General features: G+C 70.6%; 19 protein-coding genes. 12 read left to right on the forward strand and 7 right to left on the reverse strand.

From position 1 onward, the window contains the following. Nucleotides 1-102 precede the first annotated feature (102 nt). From D7V93_RS16125 to D7V93_RS16155, 7 genes are all read right to left on the reverse strand, one after another. Nucleotides 103-1,866 (reverse strand): chloride channel protein, encoded by a 1,764-nt coding sequence (locus D7V93_RS16125; protein WP_120644273.1) that lies wholly within the window; start codon nt 1,864-1,866, stop codon nt 103-105. Between the two features lie 102 nt (nt 1,867-1,968). Continuing rightward, nucleotides 1,969-3,549 carry a S1C family serine protease gene (locus tag D7V93_RS16130; RefSeq protein ID WP_120644260.1) on the reverse strand — a complete coding sequence of 527 codons (1,581 nt, stop codon included), beginning with the start codon at nt 3,547-3,549 and terminating at the stop codon, nt 1,969-1,971. 201 nt (nt 3,550-3,750) lie between these two features. Further along, nucleotides 3,751-4,704 carry a metallophosphoesterase family protein gene (locus tag D7V93_RS16135; protein WP_120644261.1) on the reverse strand — a complete coding sequence of 318 codons (954 nt, stop codon included), beginning with the start codon at nt 4,702-4,704 and terminating at the stop codon, nt 3,751-3,753. Between the two features lie 13 nt (nt 4,705-4,717). Then, nucleotides 4,718-6,079 (reverse strand): sensor histidine kinase, encoded by a 1,362-nt coding sequence (locus tag D7V93_RS16140; RefSeq protein WP_120644262.1) that lies wholly within the window; start codon nt 6,077-6,079, stop codon nt 4,718-4,720. Between the two features lie 8 nt (nt 6,080-6,087). Next, nucleotides 6,088-6,768: a winged helix-turn-helix domain-containing protein gene (locus tag D7V93_RS16145; protein ID WP_120644263.1), complete on the reverse strand. Its 681-nt coding sequence runs from the start codon at nt 6,766-6,768 to the stop codon at nt 6,088-6,090. Between the two features lie 144 nt (nt 6,769-6,912). Continuing rightward, nucleotides 6,913-7,419 (reverse strand): hypothetical protein, encoded by a 507-nt coding sequence (locus D7V93_RS16150; RefSeq protein ID WP_120644264.1) that lies wholly within the window; start codon nt 7,417-7,419, stop codon nt 6,913-6,915. Next, nucleotides 7,416-8,342 (reverse strand): hypothetical protein, encoded by a 927-nt coding sequence (locus tag D7V93_RS16155; RefSeq protein ID WP_244237339.1) that lies wholly within the window; start codon nt 8,340-8,342, stop codon nt 7,416-7,418. Before D7V93_RS16155 ends, D7V93_RS16150 begins: the two co-directional genes overlap by 4 nt. A gap of 165 nt (nt 8,343-8,507) precedes the next feature. Between D7V93_RS16155 and D7V93_RS16160 the strand changes: the two genes are divergently transcribed. The 12 genes from D7V93_RS16160 to ribD form a co-directional block, all read left to right on the forward strand. Beyond that, nucleotides 8,508-9,107 (forward strand): YceD family protein, encoded by a 600-nt coding sequence (locus D7V93_RS16160; RefSeq protein WP_120644265.1) that lies wholly within the window; start codon nt 8,508-8,510, stop codon nt 9,105-9,107. Between the two features lie 58 nt (nt 9,108-9,165). Then, entirely contained in the window at nt 9,166-9,354 is a 189-nt protein-coding gene (rpmF, locus tag D7V93_RS16165) for a 50S ribosomal protein L32 (protein WP_120533847.1), read from the forward strand. Between the two features lie 20 nt (nt 9,355-9,374). Next, complete coding sequence (plsX, locus tag D7V93_RS16170) at nt 9,375-10,436, forward strand: phosphate acyltransferase PlsX (protein WP_120644275.1); 1,062 nt, start codon at nt 9,375-9,377, stop codon at nt 10,434-10,436. Between the two features lie 5 nt (nt 10,437-10,441). Next, on the forward strand, nt 10,442-11,509 hold the full coding sequence (locus tag D7V93_RS16175; RefSeq protein ID WP_279636920.1) for a beta-ketoacyl-ACP synthase III: 1,068 nt from the start codon (nt 10,442-10,444) through the stop codon (nt 11,507-11,509). A gap of 28 nt (nt 11,510-11,537) precedes the next feature. Further along, on the forward strand, nt 11,538-12,476 hold the full coding sequence (fabD, locus tag D7V93_RS16180) for an ACP S-malonyltransferase (RefSeq protein WP_120644267.1): 939 nt from the start codon (nt 11,538-11,540) through the stop codon (nt 12,474-12,476). After that, the gene (gene fabG / locus D7V93_RS16185; protein ID WP_120644268.1) at nt 12,473-13,222 is read left to right on the forward strand and encodes a 3-oxoacyl-[acyl-carrier-protein] reductase; all 750 of its coding nucleotides are present in this window, start codon (nt 12,473-12,475) and stop codon (nt 13,220-13,222) included. The genes fabD and fabG overlap by 4 nt, the downstream gene beginning before the upstream one ends. 107 nt (nt 13,223-13,329) lie before the next feature. Further along, nucleotides 13,330-13,572: an acyl carrier protein gene (gene acpP / locus D7V93_RS16190; RefSeq protein WP_120613333.1), complete on the forward strand. Its 243-nt coding sequence runs from the start codon at nt 13,330-13,332 to the stop codon at nt 13,570-13,572. 87 nt (nt 13,573-13,659) lie between these two features. Then, on the forward strand, nt 13,660-14,916 hold the full coding sequence (fabF, locus tag D7V93_RS16195) for a beta-ketoacyl-ACP synthase II (RefSeq protein WP_120644269.1): 1,257 nt from the start codon (nt 13,660-13,662) through the stop codon (nt 14,914-14,916). Between the two features lie 100 nt (nt 14,917-15,016). Further along, nucleotides 15,017-15,463 carry a ribose 5-phosphate isomerase B gene (gene rpiB / locus D7V93_RS16200; RefSeq protein ID WP_120644270.1) on the forward strand — a complete coding sequence of 149 codons (447 nt, stop codon included), beginning with the start codon at nt 15,017-15,019 and terminating at the stop codon, nt 15,461-15,463. Nucleotides 15,464-15,512: 49 nt separating this feature from the next. Continuing rightward, the gene (glyA, locus tag D7V93_RS16205; protein ID WP_120613336.1) at nt 15,513-16,769 is read left to right on the forward strand and encodes a serine hydroxymethyltransferase; all 1,257 of its coding nucleotides are present in this window, start codon (nt 15,513-15,515) and stop codon (nt 16,767-16,769) included. A 7-nt stretch (nt 16,770-16,776) separates the two neighbouring features. Continuing rightward, nucleotides 16,777-17,280 (forward strand): transcriptional regulator NrdR, encoded by a 504-nt coding sequence (gene nrdR, locus D7V93_RS16210; RefSeq protein WP_120644271.1) that lies wholly within the window; start codon nt 16,777-16,779, stop codon nt 17,278-17,280. Between the two features lie 10 nt (nt 17,281-17,290). Then, on the forward strand, nt 17,291-18,337 hold a 1,047-nt coding region (gene ribD / locus D7V93_RS16215; protein ID WP_120644272.1), incomplete at its 3' end, for a bifunctional diaminohydroxyphosphoribosylaminopyrimidine deaminase/5-amino-6-(5-phosphoribosylamino)uracil reductase RibD.

The raw sequence follows: 18,337 nt of genomic DNA on the forward strand, positions 1-18,337 counted from the left end.
GTGTTGCCGCACGTGGGGCGGGGAGCGCAGCAGCACGTAGACCAGCACCCCGCACAGGACGCTCATCGCGACGATGCTCCACGCGCGCGCCCGGGGCTCCATCTAGAAGCGCCCCCGCTTGAGGAGGTCGCCCTTGGAGAGCGAGCCCAGCAGGCGCCGGCCGCTGTCCACCACGGGCAGCCGCTCCAACAGCGTGTGGCCGAACCGCGAGGCCACCTCCGCGAGCGACAGGTCAGGGGTGATGGGCTGTACGCCGCTGTCCATCACGTCCGCCGCCACGGTGGCCTGGAGCAGCGAGTGGTCCGGCAGGTGGCCCTTGAGCGCGTCCAGGGTGATGACGCCCAACAGGCGCCCCTCCGTGTCGGTGACGTACAGGTCCGCGCCCGGCGGTTGCTCCAGGAGCAGCACCACCACCTCGTCGAAGGGGGCGGAGGGCGGCACCCGCTGCGTGATGGGCGACAGCAGCGAACGCACGCCTTCCTCGCGCAGCCAGTGCGGCACGGAGGCCGGCACGCGCACGTCGCGGCGCACGAGCACGGAGGTGTAGAGCGACTCCGGCTCCAGGCGGCGGCTGACGACGGCGGCCACCACCGCGGCGAGCATCAAGGGCAGGATGAGGTCGTAGTCGCCCGTCATCTCGAAGATCATCAGCACCGCGGACACCGACGCGTGCGTGGTGCCGGCCAGCACCGCGCCCATGCCGAGCAGCGCGTACGCCCCGCTGGGCACTCCGCCCGGCAGCACCCGCTCCACCACCATGCCGAACGCGCCGCCCAGCAGCGCGCCGAAGAAGAGGGACGGGGTGAAGAGTCCGCCCGGCACGCCCGCGCCCGCGCACAGCGACGTCACCGCCAGCTTCGCGAGCGGCAGGAGGAGCAGCAGCGTCAGGGGCAGCGTCCCGTGCAGGGCCATGTTCACGGAGTCGTAGCCGTTGCCCAGGAGGTACGGCCCCGCGAGCGCGGTGGCGCCCACCAGCGTCATCGCCACGAGCGGCATGAAGGGCGCGAGCCACGCGGGCACGCGGTCCAGCAGGTCCGAGGTGACGTTGATGCCCCGCACGTAGAGCGCGGAGGCCCCGCCCACGAGCACGCCCAGGAGGAGGGCCAGCAGCAGCTCGCGCGGGTGGATGAGCGCGTAGTGGGGGATGACGTAGCTGGGGTGATCCGCGATGAGGGTGCGCGACACGAGCGTCGCCACCACGCACGACACGACGATGGGGCCGAAGAGCTCCAGCGCGAAGCTGCCCAGCAGCACCTCCAGCCCGAAGAGGGCCGCGCCGATGGGGACGTTGTACGCGGACGCGATGCCCGCCGAAGCGCCGCAAGCGACGAGGACCCGCGCCTGTCCCGGCCCCAGCCGCAGCCACCCGGACAGCGCCGAACCGCTGGCCGCGCCCGTCTGGAGGAGCGCGCCTTCGCGGCCCAGGGGCGCCCCCAGCGCCACCGCGATGATGGAGACGAAGCCGCGCAGCAGCGCGCGGGGGAAGGGCAGCCGGCCGGACTTCACCCAGATGGATTCGATGATGCCCGCGGTGCCGTGGCCGCGCAGGGGCTGTCCCACCAGCAGGGACACCAGCGTCACCAGCGCGCCGCCCAGCACCGGCACGAGGAACCGGCGCCAGCCCGGCGAGGCGAGCGCGCCTTCGAGGAAGTGCTCGGTGTTGCTCTGCCAGAACAGGTGCTGGGTGAAGCGAAGGACGGCCAGGAGCGCCACCGCGCCCAGTCCGGAGATGAGCCCCACGCCCACCACCAGCACCCAGAAGCGCCGCTCCTGTCCCAGCAGGCCCCGGAGGATCCGCCGCAACCAGGGCGAGGGCTCACCTGTCCTCAGGTCGGGATGGACGGCACCTGCTGCGGGTTCGGGCATGGCCTCCACACTTGTCCAATGTTGGAAGGCGCGGAGGGCCTTCCCGGACCCGTGCATCCAGCCCGCGAACCTGTCCGACTGTCCGACAGGTCTACGGACGGGCTACCGGCGCGACGGAGCCTCGCTCCCTGGTGTGCGTGCGGGCTGGCGCGCGCTGGAGTCACGCTGCGGTGGCACGGCTGCCGGGGCGCCCCCTCGCGGTTCGGAGGCGAGGCCCAGGTGGATGCCGGGAGGCGGCGGGTTCTTGAGCACGGACTCGGTCCGGGTCGCGGACTCGGTGACGTCCGGCGCGAAGCGGTCCGCCAGCTCGGCGGCGGCGTCACTCAGGTCGCGGTGCGCGACGATGGTCCGCTCCAGCGTCTTGTTGAGGCGGGCGGACGTGTCGAAGGTCTGGCGGGACTCGTCGGAGGAGGGCAGCGAGTCCTGGTAGGAGAACGCGAGCGTGGCGTCCCGGCGCAGCGCCTCCAGCAGTCGGGCCAGTTGCTGTTGCAGCTCCGCGTCCTGTTCCGCGCGCGGGCGCTCGAGCAGGCCGCGCTCGCCCCCGAACCAGACTCGCCCCGCGCGACCGAAGCCGTCGTCCGCCGAGCCCGCGGGCAGGTCCTCCAGCACGACGAGCGGGTGCACGCGGCGCGGGAAGTCCTGGCCGTACAGCGCGAAGAGCAGCGTGCCGTCCGCGCGAGGGAACACCGCCGCGATGCGCGAGCCGAAGGGGAAGAAGGGCGTGGCGGACACCTCCGCGCGCTTCGCCACGCGGGCGCGGGCCAGCGCGTCCAGGGGCGTGGTGCCTTCGGTGCGCTTGGGCGTGCGGCGCAGGTTGTTCATCAGGTCGCGCGCCTGATCAATCCCCACCACGACGTTGAGCGCGCTGCCGCGCGAGTAGCCCGCGTGGTAGACGCCCACCAGCTCGAACTCGCCCGTCTTGCAGGAGATGGCGAGCACGGGCGAGCCCGAGTTGCCCTGCGACAGCAGCGCGTCGATGACGAAGTCGTCGTGGTACCAGTCCTTGTACTCGTCGCGGTCGTAGGCGGAGATGACCTTGCCCATGTTGGTGGCGTTGAAGACGCCCAGGGGGAAGCCGCGCACGTCCACCACGTCGCGCTCGCGCAGGGCGGCGCTCCGGCCCACCTTCCACGGCAGCACCGTCAGCGGGGCCTTCGACTTGAGGACGGCCAGGTCCAGCTGCGGATCCACCACCGCCGTGGACAGCGGGATGTCGTCGCGGTCGTACGCGTCCGCCTCGTTCTCCACGATGGAGAGCGCGTCCTTCACGCGCTTGCAGCCGGAGGGCACGCCGTCCACCGGGTGCGCGTCGCTGGTGACGTCCGGCCACTCCACGACGTGCTCGTTGGTGAGCAGCAGCGTGTCCCCGGCCTGCTGCCGGTACGCGAACGCGGTGCCGTGCGCGGACACCGGCGTGCGCGAGCGCCGCACGTTGCCCTCCGCGCCGTAGGACAGGCACTCGTACACGGCGGTGCTGCGCACGCAGTACGTGTACTTCTTCTTCACCGACTGCTCGAAGGCGCGGGCCCGCGGCGACAGCGCGCTGTAGCTGTCCGCGTACTCGCCCTCGCAGAAGGGCGCGGCGGGCGCGCTCAGCGCGGGCGGCTCGGAGGCGGGAGGAGGAGCCCCTTCCGTGGCCAGCGTTACCGCGACCACCGACAGTCCGACCGTCCACCAGACCATGTCCCCTCCCTCGTGAATGTCGTCGCCCGCGTCGGCGCCTCCTGGTTGCTAAGGCTGACGGCGCCGGTCCGCACCTGTGCGTGCGGGCCCGAGGACGCGATTCGCGGAACGAAGCGCCCGCTGTCCGTCAGAAGCGGTGGCGTGCCTGTCCATTCCCGGACGGGCCCGTTCCCACGCGCACGCACCCGGTGGGCGGAAGGCTCACCCGTCCAGGTCGTTGAGCGCGTCGAGCGGCAGCGGCGCCGCGCCCGTCACCGTGCCGTCCATGTCGGTGGGCAGCGTGGACGGGTCGACCTCGGACGGCGGGCCGTTCTCGAAGGGCGCGGCGACGGCCGGCCGCGCGGAGCCGGGGGCACCGGGCGGTGGACGCAGCACGGGGCCCGGCGGCGGCAGCCCGGAGTGCCGCCGCGCGGCCTCCATCAGGGCGTTGTGGTGGCGGTAGCGCGCCTCCACGAGCTTGTGGATGAGCAGCGGTCCGCCGGGCACGCGGCGCGCGGTGAGGGCCTGGGTGGCCTTGCGCACCGGGTAGCGCACGCGGCGGATCTGCACGCGCCAGCCCTTGGGCGTGAAGGTGAAGACGCCGTAGGCGGGGCGCAGGTCGCCGTCGCGCGGGATGCCAGCGCTGGCCACGTCCGCGATGAGCATCCGGCCCACGCGCCGCCGGTAGGGGAAGTGCAGGTGGCCGAAGGCGCACGCGGCCGCGTCCAGGTGCGTGAAGAAGCGGCGCACGGCGTGGTCGTCCAGCGTGGGGTCCAACGACTCTTCCAGGTTGCGCGGGTTGGCGTGGCAGATGAACAGGTCCTGCCCCTTGCGCGGCGTGTAGCGCAGCGAGAAGGGCATCTGTCCCAGTTGCTGGAGCAGCGGTTCGCCCAGCTGGTCGCGCGTCCAGCGCAACAGCTCCGTCTTCCAGTGGTCCCGCTCGCGGTACGCGCCGCCCAGGTAGTTGCCGGCGAGGTACGCGTCCGTGTTGCCCATGATGAGCGCGTTACAGCGGCTGAAGAGCAGCTCCACCGTCTCGCGCGGATGGGCGCCGCGCAGGGCCAGGTCTCCGGCCGCGACGATGTAATCCGGCGCCACCGATTTGGTGATGTCGTCCAGCACGGCCTCGCAGGCCGGAAGGTTTCCGTGAATGTCCGCGAGGATGGCGACCCGCATGGCCGCCCCCATCCTAGCCCGTCGGCGCCGTCGGGCCAGCCGCTGGGGGTAGAAAAATGACGAAGGTGCTGCCCGTGTTCGGCTGACTCTCCACCTTCACCTCGCCATCCATCGCGCCCATCAGGTGCTTCACGATGGAAAGGCCCAGCCCCGTGCCCCCCATGTCCCGGCTGCGACCCTTGTCCACCCGGTAGAATCGCTCGAAAATCCGGGAAAGATGCTTGGGCTCGATTCCCACGCCTGTGTCGCGCACGCGGACGACGCAGCGGCCGCCCTCATACGCTCCGTCCACGTCCACCCGCCCACCCGCGGGCGTGTACTTCACCGCGTTGTCGAGGAGGTTGAGGAGCACCTGCTCGATGGCGCGGCCATCACCCAGCGCGACGAGCTCCGGCGGGACGTGGAGGCCGAGGTGCTGGTTCTTGCCCTCGGCCTTGGGGCGCACGCCTTCCGCGGCGCGTGACACGGCCAGCGCCAGGGGCACCTCGGTGCGCTGGAAGGTCATCTCGCGCGACTCCAGGCGCGACAGCTCCAGCAGGTCCTCCACCAGCTCGGAGAGGCGCTCGGACTGGCGGTGGATGATCTCCACCATCCGGGGCGCCGCCTGGGCATCGTTCAGCGCGCCGCCCTGGAGCGTCTCCGCGTAGCCCCGGATGGCGGTGATGGGCGTGCGCAGCTCATGGGAGACGTTGGCGACGAAGTCCTTGCGGACCTTCTCCAGCCTTCGCAGCTCGGTGACGTCGTGGAAGACGGCGGCGCTGCCAGGCAGGTCGCGCCCCACAGGGGTCACCCGCACTGCCAGCGTGCGGGAGAACAGGCCCTCGAGTGTCAGCTCCAACCGCGTCGAAGCACCCTCCTGGCAGGCGCGGGCCACTGCGTCATTGAGGGCCTCGTTGCGGATCAGCGCGAGCGGCCGCTGGCCCACGATGGCGCCCTGCGCGGGCCGGAGCATCTCCGCGAGCGCGTCGTTGTGACGCACCACGGTGCCCTCCGCGTCCGTCACCCACAGGCCCTCGGCCATGCCGTCCAGCACGGCGGTGAGGATGCGGGCCTCCTGGTTGAGCGCCGCGTTGCGCGTGGACAGCCGGTCATCCAGCGTGTCGATGGCGTCTTCCAGCTGGGCCAGGTCGTCGGTGCGCTCCACGCCAGCGGGGGGCAGGAGCATCACCCCTTCGGCCAGCGACTGCGTCTTCTGGGTCAGGGCGCGCAGCTGGCGGTCCATCGCCACGCGGCTCGTCCCGAGCGCCAGCGCGGAGCCCGCGAGCGTGATGAGCCCCGCGGCGAGTGCGCCCGCCGGGTGTCCGAAGAGCACGAGCAGCCCCGACACGAGGAGGGCGGGGACCAGCAGGGCCAGGAGCGTGGAGCGCAGGGGCATGGCGGTTTTCAGGGAGGGCTGAGCTTGTAGCCCACGCCGCGCACGGTCTCGATGATGTCGCCCGCGGGGCCCAGCTTCTCACGCAGGCGCTTGATGTGCGTGTCCACGGTGCGGGTGTGGATCTCCGCCTGGATGCCCCAGACGTCGGACAGCAGCACCTCGCGCGTCTGCACGCGGTCGCTGCGCTCCAGGAGCGTGCGCAGCAGGCGGAACTCCAGCGCGGTGAGCACCACCTCCTCGCCCTTGACGCGCACCTGGTGGCGCGACGTGTCCAGGCTGATGTCACCCGCGCCCAGCACGGCGGCGGGCCCTTCCTCCGCGTCCGCGCGGCGCAGCACGGCCTTCACGCGCAGGAGCAGTTCGCGCACGGAGAAGGGCTTCACCACGTAGTCGTCCGCGCCCAGCTCCAGGCCCTGGATGCGGTCGGCCTCCTGGCCCTTGGCGCTGACGATGACGACCGCGGCCTTCTTGAGCTCCGGGTCGTTCTTGAGCATGCGCAGCACCTCGCCGCCCGCCACGTCCGGCAGCATCAGGTCCAGCAGCACCAGGTCCGGAGGCTGCGCGCGGGCCCGGGCGAGGCCTCCCGCGCCGGTGTTCGCCGTGTCGGTCTCGAAGCCCGCCGCGCGGAGGTTGTAGTCGACGAGGCCGGCCAGGTCCTGCTCGTCCTCGATGATGAGGATGCGCGCCATGAAGGTTGCTCCCGCGAGGGGGATGGAATGCGTGGCGTCCCGTAACAGATTCGTTCCGGCCCGCTCGGGACAACCATGTGACATCCGCGCGCCGTGCCTGCCCGCCTCCCCCCTTCAACGAGCAGGAGGGCTGCGGCCCTGCCTTCAGCGCGGAAACACCGGATCACAGTCCCCGACAGTCAGCTCGATGGGGGCCGCCACCACCGCCGCGTTGGTGCCGGCGTTCACCTCGCGCAGGTAGTTGCACGAGCTGCCCAGGAAGCGGGTCGGCGTGTCGGTGGAAAGCGCTTCGATGACGAGCGCGTAGTCGCGGCCCACCGGAACATCCACGGCCAGCCCCAGCTCCGCGCCCCCGGGGGCCGAGGGAAAGCGCAGCGTGCGTCCCGACCTGCCGTCCACGTCCCGCAGGTCCAGGAGCTCGTCCGGCTCCACCTGGGCGGACAGACAGGTGCGCTGCAGCTCGGTGCAGCTGCGCCGGGCTCCCTCCTTCAGCACTGCCACCTGGTAGGCGCCCACCTGGCTGGCGACGGCGCGGCTCAAGGTCACCTCCAGCCCCAGCGACGCGGCGTCCGAAGCGGCCTGGGGTCCACAGCCGGCGAGCACGGCCCCCCAGCACCACAGCAGCAGGCGCAGGCTCTCCCGGAGGCTCATGGAGCGGCGTCCTCCACGCGGATGGTGATGGGCACCCGGCCGCGCTCCTCGGAAGAAGACAGGGCCACCACGCCCGCGGTGCCGCCAATGGCCACCGCGCCCACGGCCACCCAGACCCAGGGACTCTTGTACCAGGGGCGGCCCTGTCCTTGCGTCAGCGCGGCGGTGGGGGCGGCGCGGGGCACCACCTGGAAGAGGAGGGGATGGAACGGGTCCCCGCGTCCGGCGAGCCGCCGCTGGGCCGCGTCCGCGACCTCGAAGTAGTACTCGACCTCATAGGGAGTGCTCTCGGCGGGCAGCTCGTAGGCGGGCAGCACGGCGCGGTAGTGCTCGGGCCGGGCGCGGTCGCGGGTGAAGTCCACCGACGAGAAGGCCTGGGCCCCCGCGCGCCGGTAGAACAGCCGCGCCCGCGCGCCCAGCGCCATGTCCTTGAGGGTGGCCTCCACCTCGACCGTCTCCCCGGGCGTGGGGTCCGGGATGGGATCCACCTCCAGGGTGACGGGGTGGACGCGGCGGTTGCGCAGGTCCTCCTTCAGCTTCGCGAACAGGGCGCGAATCTTCGGGGGCGCGGAGCGCGGCAGCTCGAAGTCCGGCCGGGCCTGGAGCAGCTTCTCGTAGGCCCCGCGCGCCAGGGCCTCGTCGCCCAGGTAGAGGGCGGTGAGCCCCTGCAGGCGGTAGAGCTCCACCAGCTCGTCGTCCGTGACGTCGGGCGCATCCAGCCCGCGCTGCACCACGTCCAGCGTCTCCTGGAAGCGGCCGGCCTCCAGCAGCGCCTTCGCCTCGCCGATGGCGGGACTCGCCGGGCCCAGCTGGAAGAGGGGGAGCGGGGGAAGGGGCGCACGGGCCTGCGCCGGCAGGGCGAGCGTCAGCCCGAGCCCCGCGACGCAGAGTGCGCCCCGCCAACCTCGGGCGGGGACGCGCATCAAATGGAAACCTACCAGAGCGGTGTTGAAGGGATCCATGCGATGAAGGCCCTCCGTCAGCGACGGGAGGCGGGTTCCGTCTGGAGGCCGCAGTGAAATCCGGCGTGTTGACTGACGGGGGGAGTCCCTCTATGTTGCGCGCCCTTTTGACGGGAAGCCTTGTAGATGCTCGTAAAGATTGAACAAATCAAAGACGCGGGGCTGAAGCTCGACGAGCCCATCGCTCTTGGGCTCCTGTCGGAGGTCCTGGGTGGCGCGGCGTCGGGTCATGACACCGGCTTCCAGGCGACCCAACCGTCGACGCTCCATGCCTCCCTGCGCAAGCTCAGTGGCGGTGTGCTGCTGCAGGGCAGCTTCACGCTCAACGTGACGGTTCCCTGCAAGCGCTGCCTCACCGACGTGAAGATGGACCTGCCGGTGTCCTTCACCATCAACCTGGTGCCGGAGTCGCTGGCCCGGGGAGATGACTTCAAGGACGACGACGAGAAGGTCATGGAGAAGAAGGAGCGCGCCCAGGGCGAGTCGGGCGGCACCTTCGAACTCAACGATACGGATGAGCAGGTGTTCGACGGAAAGAAGATCGATCTGGATCCGATCGTCCGAGAACAGGTATTGCTCGCCCTCCCGATGAGCGCGGTCTGCCGGGATGACTGCCAGGGGCTCTGCTCGCAGTGCGGCCAGAACCTCAATGATACGAAGTGCGGCTGCTCGCCGAAGGTCTCCGACCCTCGACTGTCGCCGCTGATGAACATCAAGCTGAACTGACGGTCCCTATGCCCCTTGCAAGGCGCGAGGGGGGACGGGTCCGATGCCGAGGTGAGTCGTGGGAGTTCCCAAGAAGCGGACGTCGAAGATGCGCCGGGACCGTCGTCGGGCGGGCAACAACAACCTGCGGATCGCCGTGCAGGTCATCAAGTGCTCCAAGTGCAAGGAGCCCGTGATGCCGCACCGCGCCTGCGCGGCCTGTGGCAACTACGGGGGCCGTGAAGTCATCGCGACCGCCGCGGAGTAGCTGAAAGGCGGATGACGCCGGTGCGGCTCGTCCTCGACGCGATGGGTGGCGACCACGCCCCTGACGCCGTCGTGGAGGGAGGCGTGCTGTTCGCGCGAGCGTATCCCGGGCACGAACTCGTGCTGGTCGGGGACGCCATGCGTGTACGCCCCGTCCTGGAGCGCGCCGGTGCTCCCGCCAACGTCCAGCTCCACCATGCGTCCGAAGTGGTGGAGATGGACGACCCCGCCTCCGCCGCGTTCCGACGCAAGCGGGACTCCTCGCTCCGGGTGGGCTTCGCGCTCGTCCGGCAAGGGGAGGCGTCCGCCCTGGTCTCCGCAGGCAACTCCGGCGCGGTGATGGCCGGTGGCATGTTGACGCTCGGCCGGATTCCCGGCGTGGAGCGCCCCGCCATCGCGGCCCTCTTCCCGGCCCTCAAGGGCAACGGCCGCTGCCTGCTGCTGGACGCGGGCGCCAACGTGGACTGCCGCCCTTCCCACCTGGCCCAGTTCGCCGTGCTCGGCGAGGCCTACCTGCGCACCCGCCTGGGCGTGAAGCGCCCCCGCGTGGCGGTGCTCTCCAACGGCGAGGAGCCCTCCAAGGGCACCCAGCTCACGCGGGACGCCAGCGCGCTCCTGCGCCGCTCGGACCTGGAGTTCGTGGGCTACGTGGAGGGCAAGGACCTGTTCTCCGGCGACGTGGAGGTCGTCGTCACCGATGGCTTCACCGGCAACATCGTCCTCAAGACCTCCGAGGGCGTGGGCATGGGCATCACGGGCCTCTTGCGTCAGGCCATCGAGAAGCGCGGCGGCCTGCCGGAGAAGCTGGGGGCGCTGCTCCTCAAGCCCACCCTGGCGGGCCTGCGCCGCGTCATGGACTACGCCGAGTACGGCGGCGCGCCGCTCCTGGGCCTCCAGGGGGTGGGCATCGTCGCCCACGGCCGGTCGTCCCCCCGCGCCATCCACAACGCCCTCGTCACCGCGCTGCAGCACGTGCGCGCGGGCGTACAGGAGGAACTGACGCGCTGCATTGCCAACGCCGCCTCCTGGCTTCCTCCCCACCCGAGGGGAAGGAAGCACGAGACGGAAGAGGTTCCCGATTAGAGCGCGTGGCCCGGGCGTTGGGTTTCGACGACTCCCGGAGAAAACTCTTGCCACGTACCCAGATACTCGGAACCGGTTCCTATGCCCCCGCGCGGGTCGTGACGAACCAGGACCTGGAGCAGCTCGTCGACACGTCCGACGCGTGGATCCGCGAGCGCACCGGCATCCAGGAGCGCCGTCAGGCCGCGCCGGACGAGGCCACGAGCGACCTCGCGGTGCAGGCGTCCCGTCAGGCGCTGGAGATGGCGGGCGTGGCCCCGGAGGACGTGGACCTCATCGTCGTGGGCACCGTCACCGCGGACATGCCCATGCCGTCGTGCGCCGCCCTGGTGCAGGCGAAGCTGGGCGCGCGCAAGGCCTTCGCCTTCGACGTGTCCGCCGCGTGCGCCGGGGCCCTGTACGCCCTGAGCGTGGCGGATCAATTCGTGCGCACGGGGCAGGTGAAGCGGGCCCTCGTCGTGGGCGCGGACGTGCTCTCCCGCGCGGTGGACTGGACCGACCGCAACACCTGCGTCCTCTTCGGGGACGGCGCGGGCGCGCTGGTGCTGGGCGCGGGCTCCGACTCCGAGGAGGACGCAAGCTCCGCGGGCGGCCCGGAGAACGTGGCGCCGCGCGGCATCCTCTCCACCCACCTGCGTACCGATGGCACGCTGGCGGACATCCTCTGCATCCCCGCGGGAGGCTCGCGCACCCCCGTCACTTCGGACAACGTGGATGCAAATCTCCACAAGCTCAAGATGAACGGGAAAGAGGTGTTCCGCTTCGCGGTGCGCTCGCTGGTGGAATCCACCCAGACGTCGTTGGGGGCCCATGGGATGACGCCGGGGCAGGTGGATCACGTCATCGCGCATCAGGCCAACCTGCGAATCCTGGAAGCCGTGCTGGAGCGTCTGGAGATTCCGCGGGAAAAATGCTGGCTCAACCTGCACAAGTACGGCAACACGTCGTCCGCCTCGCTGCCGATGTCGCTGGACGAGGCTTGGCGCGCTGGCCGCATCAAGCGCGGTGACGTCATCGCGATGATGGCCATTGGCGCGGGCATGGCGTGGGGTAGCGCGGTGGTGCGCTGGTAGGCAGGACGACACAAGGAAGGACCGCAACATGGCGAAGGTCGCGTTCGTGTTTCCCGGGCAGGGCAGCCAGGCCGTGGGGATGGGCAAGGACCTCTACGAGCAGTTCCCCGAAGCGCGGGCCGTCTTCGACGCCGTGGACGACGCGCTGGGCGAGAAGCTCTCCACCACCTGCTTCACGGGCCCGGAGGACGCGCTGAAGCTCACCGCCAACACCCAGCCGGCCATCCTCACGGTGTCGGCCGCGGTTCACGCGGTGTTCCAGAAGCGCGGCCCGGCCCCCGCGTTCGTCGCGGGCCACTCGCTGGGGGAGTACTCCGCGCTCGTGGCCGCCGGCGCGATGGAGCTCCAGGACGCGGCGCGGGCAGTGCGCGCGCGCGGCACGTTCATGCAGGACGCGGTGCCCGCGGGCGTGGGCGCGATGGCGGCCATCCTGGGCCTGGCGCCGGACGCGGTGAAGGCCGCCTGTGACGCCGCGGCGGAAGGGCAGATTGTATCGCCCGCCAACTACAACTCGCCCGAGCAGACGGTCATCGCCGGCCACGCGGCCGCGGTGGAGCGCGCGGGCGTCAAGTGCAAGGAGGCCGGGGCCAAGCGGGTGATGCCGCTGCCCGTCTCCGCGCCCTTCCACTGCGCGCTGATGGATCCGGTGAAGCCGAAGCTCGCGGAGGTGCTCGCGGGCGTGCGCCTGCAGGCGCCGCGCGTCCCCGTGGTGAGCAACGTGGAGGCCCAGCCCTACTCGGATGTCGGGCGCGTGGTGCCGCTCCTTCTCGCCCAGGTGAGCGCGCCCGTGCGCTGGATTGAATGCGTGGAGGCGCTGAAGGCCAACGGCGTCACGCACGTGGTGGAGCTGGGGCCGGGCAAGGTGCTGGGCGGCCTCATCAAGCGGATCACCAGGGACATCGAATCGTTCAACGTCGAGAACGCCGCGAGCCTGGAGAAGGTGCTCGCCGCGCTGGGGGCAGCATGAGCGGCTTCAAGGACAAGGTGGTGCTGGTGACGGGTGGCTCGCGCGGCATCGGCCGGGCGTGCGCGCAGGCCTTCGCGAAGGCGGGTGCGTCCACCGTGGTCATCAGCTACGTGGGCAACGAGGCAGCCGCCCAGGAGACCGTGGGGCTCCTCCAGCAGGCGGGCGCGAAGGCGGAGGCCGTCCGCTTCGACGTGGCGGACACCGCCGCGTGCACGAGCGCCGTGGAGGGAATCCTCAAGGCGCACGGGCGGCTGGACGTGCTCGTGAACAACGCGGGCGTCGCGGTGGACGGGCTGGTCATGCGCCACAAGGACGAGGACTGGGACCGCCAGCTGGACACCAATCTCAAGGGCGCCTTCGCCCTGATTCGCGCTGTCAGCCGGCCCATGATGAAGCAGAAGAGCGGCGCCATCATCAACCTCACCTCGGTCGTGGGGGAGATGGGCAACCCGGGGCAGGCCGCCTACTCGGCCTCCAAGGCGGGGCTTATCGGCCTGACCAAGTCGGTGGCCAAGGAGCTCGCCAGCCGCAACATCCGGGTCAATGCCGTATCTCCCGGATTCATCGGGACGGACATGACGTCGCACCTGGACGACGAGCTGCGCCAGAAGATGGTGTCGGGCATCCCGCTGGCCCGCCTGGGCAACCCGGAGGAGGTCGCCGGGGCCGTGGTGTTCCTCGCGAGTGATGCGGCGTCCTACATCACCGGCGAGGTCCTGAAGGTCAACGGTGGCATGTACATGTAAGCCAAGGTTGGATTGCCGCCGGGCGTGGGATATACCGCGCCGGCCTTTAAGACGGCCCGCCCGAGTCAAGGCGGCGCCCCATCTGGTTGCTGGAGGGTCCCACACTTATGTCGACTTCACCCATCGAAGCCAAGATCAAGTCCATCATCGCCGACCAGCTCGGGGTGGGAGAGGATGAGATCACGCTCGCGTCCTCCTTCATCGAAGACCTGGGCGCGGACAGCCTCGACATCGTCGAGCTCGTGATGGCGATGGAGGAGGAGTTCGAGGTCGAGATTCCCGACGACGAGGCGGAGAACATCAAGACCGTCGGCGACGCCGTGAACTACGTGAACACCCACAAGAAGTAGCAGCCGCGACACCCGGAGTGTCGGGGCCACTGGGAGCGTCCTTTCCACTGGCGCTCCGCGCCCCATCGCGGTCAGCGGAGAAGAAAAGTGTCAAACCGTCGAGTCGTCATCACCGGAACCGGCATGATTTCAGCGCTGGGAACCGGCACCGAGAAGAACTGGCAGGCCCTGCTGGCCGGCCAATCCGGCATCGGTCCGGTCACCCGTTTCGATCCGGGGAAGATCGACGCGCGCATCGCGGGCGAGGTGAAGGACTTCCAGCCCGAGCAGTTCATCGACAGGCGCGAGGTGCGCCGGATGGACCTGTTCGCCCAGTACGCGATGGCCGCGGCCGACATGGCGGTGAAGGAGTCGGGCCTGCCCATCGGCCCGGACGCTCCCCACGGCTACAACCCGGAGCGCGTGGGCGTCATCGTGGGCTCCGGCATCGGAGGCATCTCCTCGCTGGAGGAGCAGCACCGCAAGGGGCTGGAGAAGGGGTTTGACCGGCTGTCGCCCTTCTTCATCATCCAGATGATCGTCAACATGGCGCCTGGGCTCATCTCCATGCGCTACAACTGCAAGGGCCCCAACTGGGCCCCGGTGTCCGCGTGCGCCACCAGCGCGCACGCCATCGGCGAGGCCTGGAAGTCCATCCGCCTGGGTGAGACGGACGCGGCCATCGCGGGCGGCGCGGAGGCGGCCATCACTCCGCTGGGCCTGGGCGGCTTCTCCGTGATGAAGGCCCTGTCCACGCGCAATGACGACCCGGCGGGCTCCAGCCGTCCTTTCGACAAGGACCGCGACGGGTTCGTGATGGGCGAGGGCGCGGGCATCGTCATCCTGGAGGAGATGGAGGCCGCGAAGAAGCGCGGCGCCAACATCCTCGCGGAAGTGGTGGGCTACGGCGCCAACTCGGACGCCTACCACGTCACCCAGCCCGCCCCGGAGGGCGAGGGCGCGGCGCGCTGCATGCGGCTGGCGCTCCAGTCCGCGGGCATGCGGCCGGAGGAGGTGGGCTACATCAACGCCCACGGCACCTCCACGCAGTTCAACGACGCCAACGAGACCAAGGCCCTCAAGGTCGTGTTCGGCGCCCACGCGCGCAAGCTGGCGGTGTCGTCCACCAAGTCCATGACGGGCCACATGCTCGGCGCGGCCGGTGGCGCGGAGGCGGTGGTGAGCGTGCGGGTGCTCACGCACAACGTCCTGCCGCCCACCATCAACCAGACGACGCCGGACCCCGACTGCGACCTGGACTACGTGCCCAACACGGCGCGCGAGGCCCGGGTGGACGCGGTGATGAGCAACTCGTTCGGCTTTGGTGGCACCAACGCGGTGTTGGTGTTCAAGCGCTTCGCCTGACGGCCTTCCAGCCCGCTGCTCCCGCGAAAGCGGGGCGGCGGGCAGGGGCCCTCGCTTCCAGGCCCCGCCCTCCAGAGCGGGCGCCGCTTCGGAGTCCGTCTTGAAAGTCATCCTCGCCTCGGACCACGCCGGCATCGAGCTGCGCCAGGAGCTGGTGGCCCTGCTGAAGGAGCGCGGCGCCGCGTTCGAGGACCTGGGCCCCCACACGCGCGAGTCCGTGGACTACCCGGACTTCGCCTCGCAGGTGGCGCGGGCCGTGGTGGCGGAGGCCGGCACGCTGGGCGTGCTGGTGTGCGGCACCGGCATCGGCATGAGCATCGTGGCCAACAAGCACCGGGGCGTGCGCGCGGCCCTGTGCACCACGGAGTTCGAGGCGCGGATGACCCGCGCGCACAACGACGCCAACGTGCTGTGCCTGGGCCAGCGCGTGGTCGGCGCTGGCGTGGCGCGAGGCATCCTGGAGGCCTTCCTCTCCACCGCCTTCGAGGGCGGCCGTCACGAGAAGCGCGTCCAGAAGATTCGCGACGTCGAAGCGCAGCAGCGCTGAAGTCCGACGTCCCACCGCTGTCCCCGTTCGTCGCCAGGAGGCAACCCCCATGGAGAACACCCGCACGCTGGCCCAGGTGGACCCTGAAATCGCCCAGGTGCTCCGTCAGGAGACCGAGCGTCAGGAAGAGGGCCTGGAGCTCATCGCCTCGGAGAACTTCGTCAGCCCCGCGGTGATGGAGGCGGTGGGCTCCGTGCTCACCAACAAGTACGCCGAAGGCTACCCCGGCAAGCGCTACTACGGCGGCTGCGAAGTCGTGGACGTGGCGGAGACGCTGGCCATCAACCGCGCGAAGGAGCTGTTCGGCGCGGAGGCCGCCAACGTGCAGGCGCACTCCGGCAGCCAGGCCAACATGGGCGCCTTCATGGCGCTGATGAAGACCGGCGACACCATGCTGTCGCTGGACCTGAACTCCGGCGGCCACCTCACCCACGGCGCGGCGTTCAACTTCTCCGGCAAGCTCTACAAGGTCGTCCACTACGGCCTGACGCGCGACACGGAGACCATCGACTTCGCCCAGGTGGAGGCGCTGGCGCTGGAGCACAAGCCGAAGGTGCTGGTGGTGGGCGCGAGCGCCTACCCGCGCACGCTCGACTTCGCGAAGTTCCGGGAGATCGCCGACAAGGTGGGCGCCTCCATGCTGGTGGACATGGCCCACATCGCGGGCCTCGTCGCCGCGGGCGTGCACCCGTCGCCGGTGCCCTTCGCCGAAATCGTCACCACCACCACGCACAAGACGCTGCGGGGGCCGCGCGGCGGCATGGTGCTGAGCCGCGAAGCCTTCGCCAAGAGCATCAACAGCCAGATCTTCCCCGGCATCCAGGGCGGCCCGTTGATGCACGCCATCGCGGGCAAGGCGGTGGCCTTCAAGGAAGCGCTGACGCCGGAGTTCAAGGCGTACCAGAAGCAGATCGTCGCCAACGCCCAGGCGCTGGCGGAGGCGCTGAAGTCCGCGGGCCTGCGGCTGTGCTCGGGCGGCACGGACAACCACCTGATGCTGGTGGACCTGCGCCCGAAGAAGCTCAATGGCAAGGTGGCCGAGGAGGTGCTCGGCAAGGCGGGCATCACCGTGAACAAGAACATGATCCCCTTCGACCCGGAGAAGCCGATGGTGACCTCCGGCGTCCGGGTGGGCACGCCCGCCATCACCACGCGCGGCATGCGCGAGGCGGAGATGGCGGTGGTGGGCCGGCTCATCGGGCAGGCGCTGGACAGCGCCCAGGACGACGCGGGGCTCGCGCGGGTGCGCGGCCAGGTGAAGGAATTGAGCCAGGGCTTCCCGCTGTACGCCTCGCGGTTGAAGTAACCCGCCCGTGCGCTGCCCCTTCTGCCAGGACGCGGAGAACAAGGTCATCGACTCGCGAGAGTCGCATGAGGGCTCCGTCATCCGACGGCGCCGCGAGTGCCTGGCCTGCAAGCGACGCTTCACCACGTACGAGCGGGTGGAGGAGCTCTACCCGCTCATCGTGAAGAAGGACGGGCGGCGCGAGGCGTTCGACCGGGAGAAGATGCTCAACGGCTTGAAGAAGGCCTGCGAGAAGCGCCCGGTGTCCGCCGCGCAGTTGGAAGAGACGGTGGAGGACATCGAGCGGATGCTCCAGGGGATGGGGGAGAAGGAAGTGCCCTCGTCCTCCATTGGCGAGCAGGTGATGCGGCGGTTGCAGCAACTCGACGAGGTGGCCTACGTGCGCTTCGCGTCCGTGTACCGCAGCTTCCGGGACATCTCCGAGTTCATGCATGAGCTGAAGGACCTGCTCGAGGACCAGGAGCGCGAGCGCAAGGCGAAGCCGCCTTCGACTCCGCCCAAGGACGGTTAGGAAGGGCGGTATGCGCTTGCTCACGCGGGGACGGTTGCAGGCTGCGAAGACGCCCCGGGCGAAGCGCGCGGCGGACTTCGACCGCGCGGTGGCCGAGTTCTTCATGCGCATCGCGCTGGAGGAGGCCGCCAAGGGCCTGGGCCGCACCAGTCCCAACCCCGTGGTGGGGGCGGTGCTGGTGAAGGGCGGCCGCATCATCGCGCGCGGCCACCACAAGAAGGCCGGCACGGCGCACGCCGAAGTCGTGGCGCTGGAGGCCGCCGGCTCCAAGGCGCGCGGCGCGGACCTCTACACGACGCTGGAGCCGTGCGACCACTACGGGCGCACCCCGCCGTGCAGCCTCGCGGTGCTGGAGGCCGGCGTGCGGCGCGTGTTCAGCGCGTCGTCGGATCCGAACCCGCTGGTGAGCGGCAAGGGGCTCAACCGGCTCAAGCGCGGCGGCGTGGCGGTGGTGACGCACGTCCTCCAGGACGAGGCGGACGCGCTCAACCGGCCCTTCTTCAAGGTCATGCGCACGGGCCTGCCGTGGGTGACGCTCAAGGCCGCGGTGACGCTGGACGGGAAGATCGCGGCGCCGAGCGGTGACTCCCGCTGGGTGACGGGCGAGGCCTCGCGCGCCTGGGTGCACCGGCTTCGCGACCAGGTGGACGCCATCCTCGTGGGCGCGAACACCGTGCGCATGGACGACCCGCAGCTCACCACCCGGCTGCCCGGCGGCGGGGGCAAGGACCCGGTGCGCGTGGTGGTGGACTCGCACCTCAAGCTGTCGCCCGGGCACACCGTCTTCAACCTGCGCAGCGCCGCGCGCACCGTGGTGGCCACGCTGGAGGATCCGGAGGGGCGCCGGGCGCGGCGCTTCCTCGCGCAGGGGGTTGAGGTCTGGCACGTGCGCGCGAAGCAGGACCGCGTGGACCTGAAGGCCGTCCTGCGCCGCGTGGCGAAGGAGGGGCTCAACCACGTGCTGGTGGAGGGCGGGGCGGGGATGTACGGCACGCTCCTGCGCGAGCACCTGGCGGATGCGCTCGCCCTGTTCCTCGCCCCCAAGCTGGTGGGGGCC

The organism is Corallococcus llansteffanensis (genome assembly GCF_003612055.1).
Lineage (GTDB): Bacteria > Myxococcota > Myxococcia > Myxococcales > Myxococcaceae > Corallococcus > Corallococcus llansteffanensis.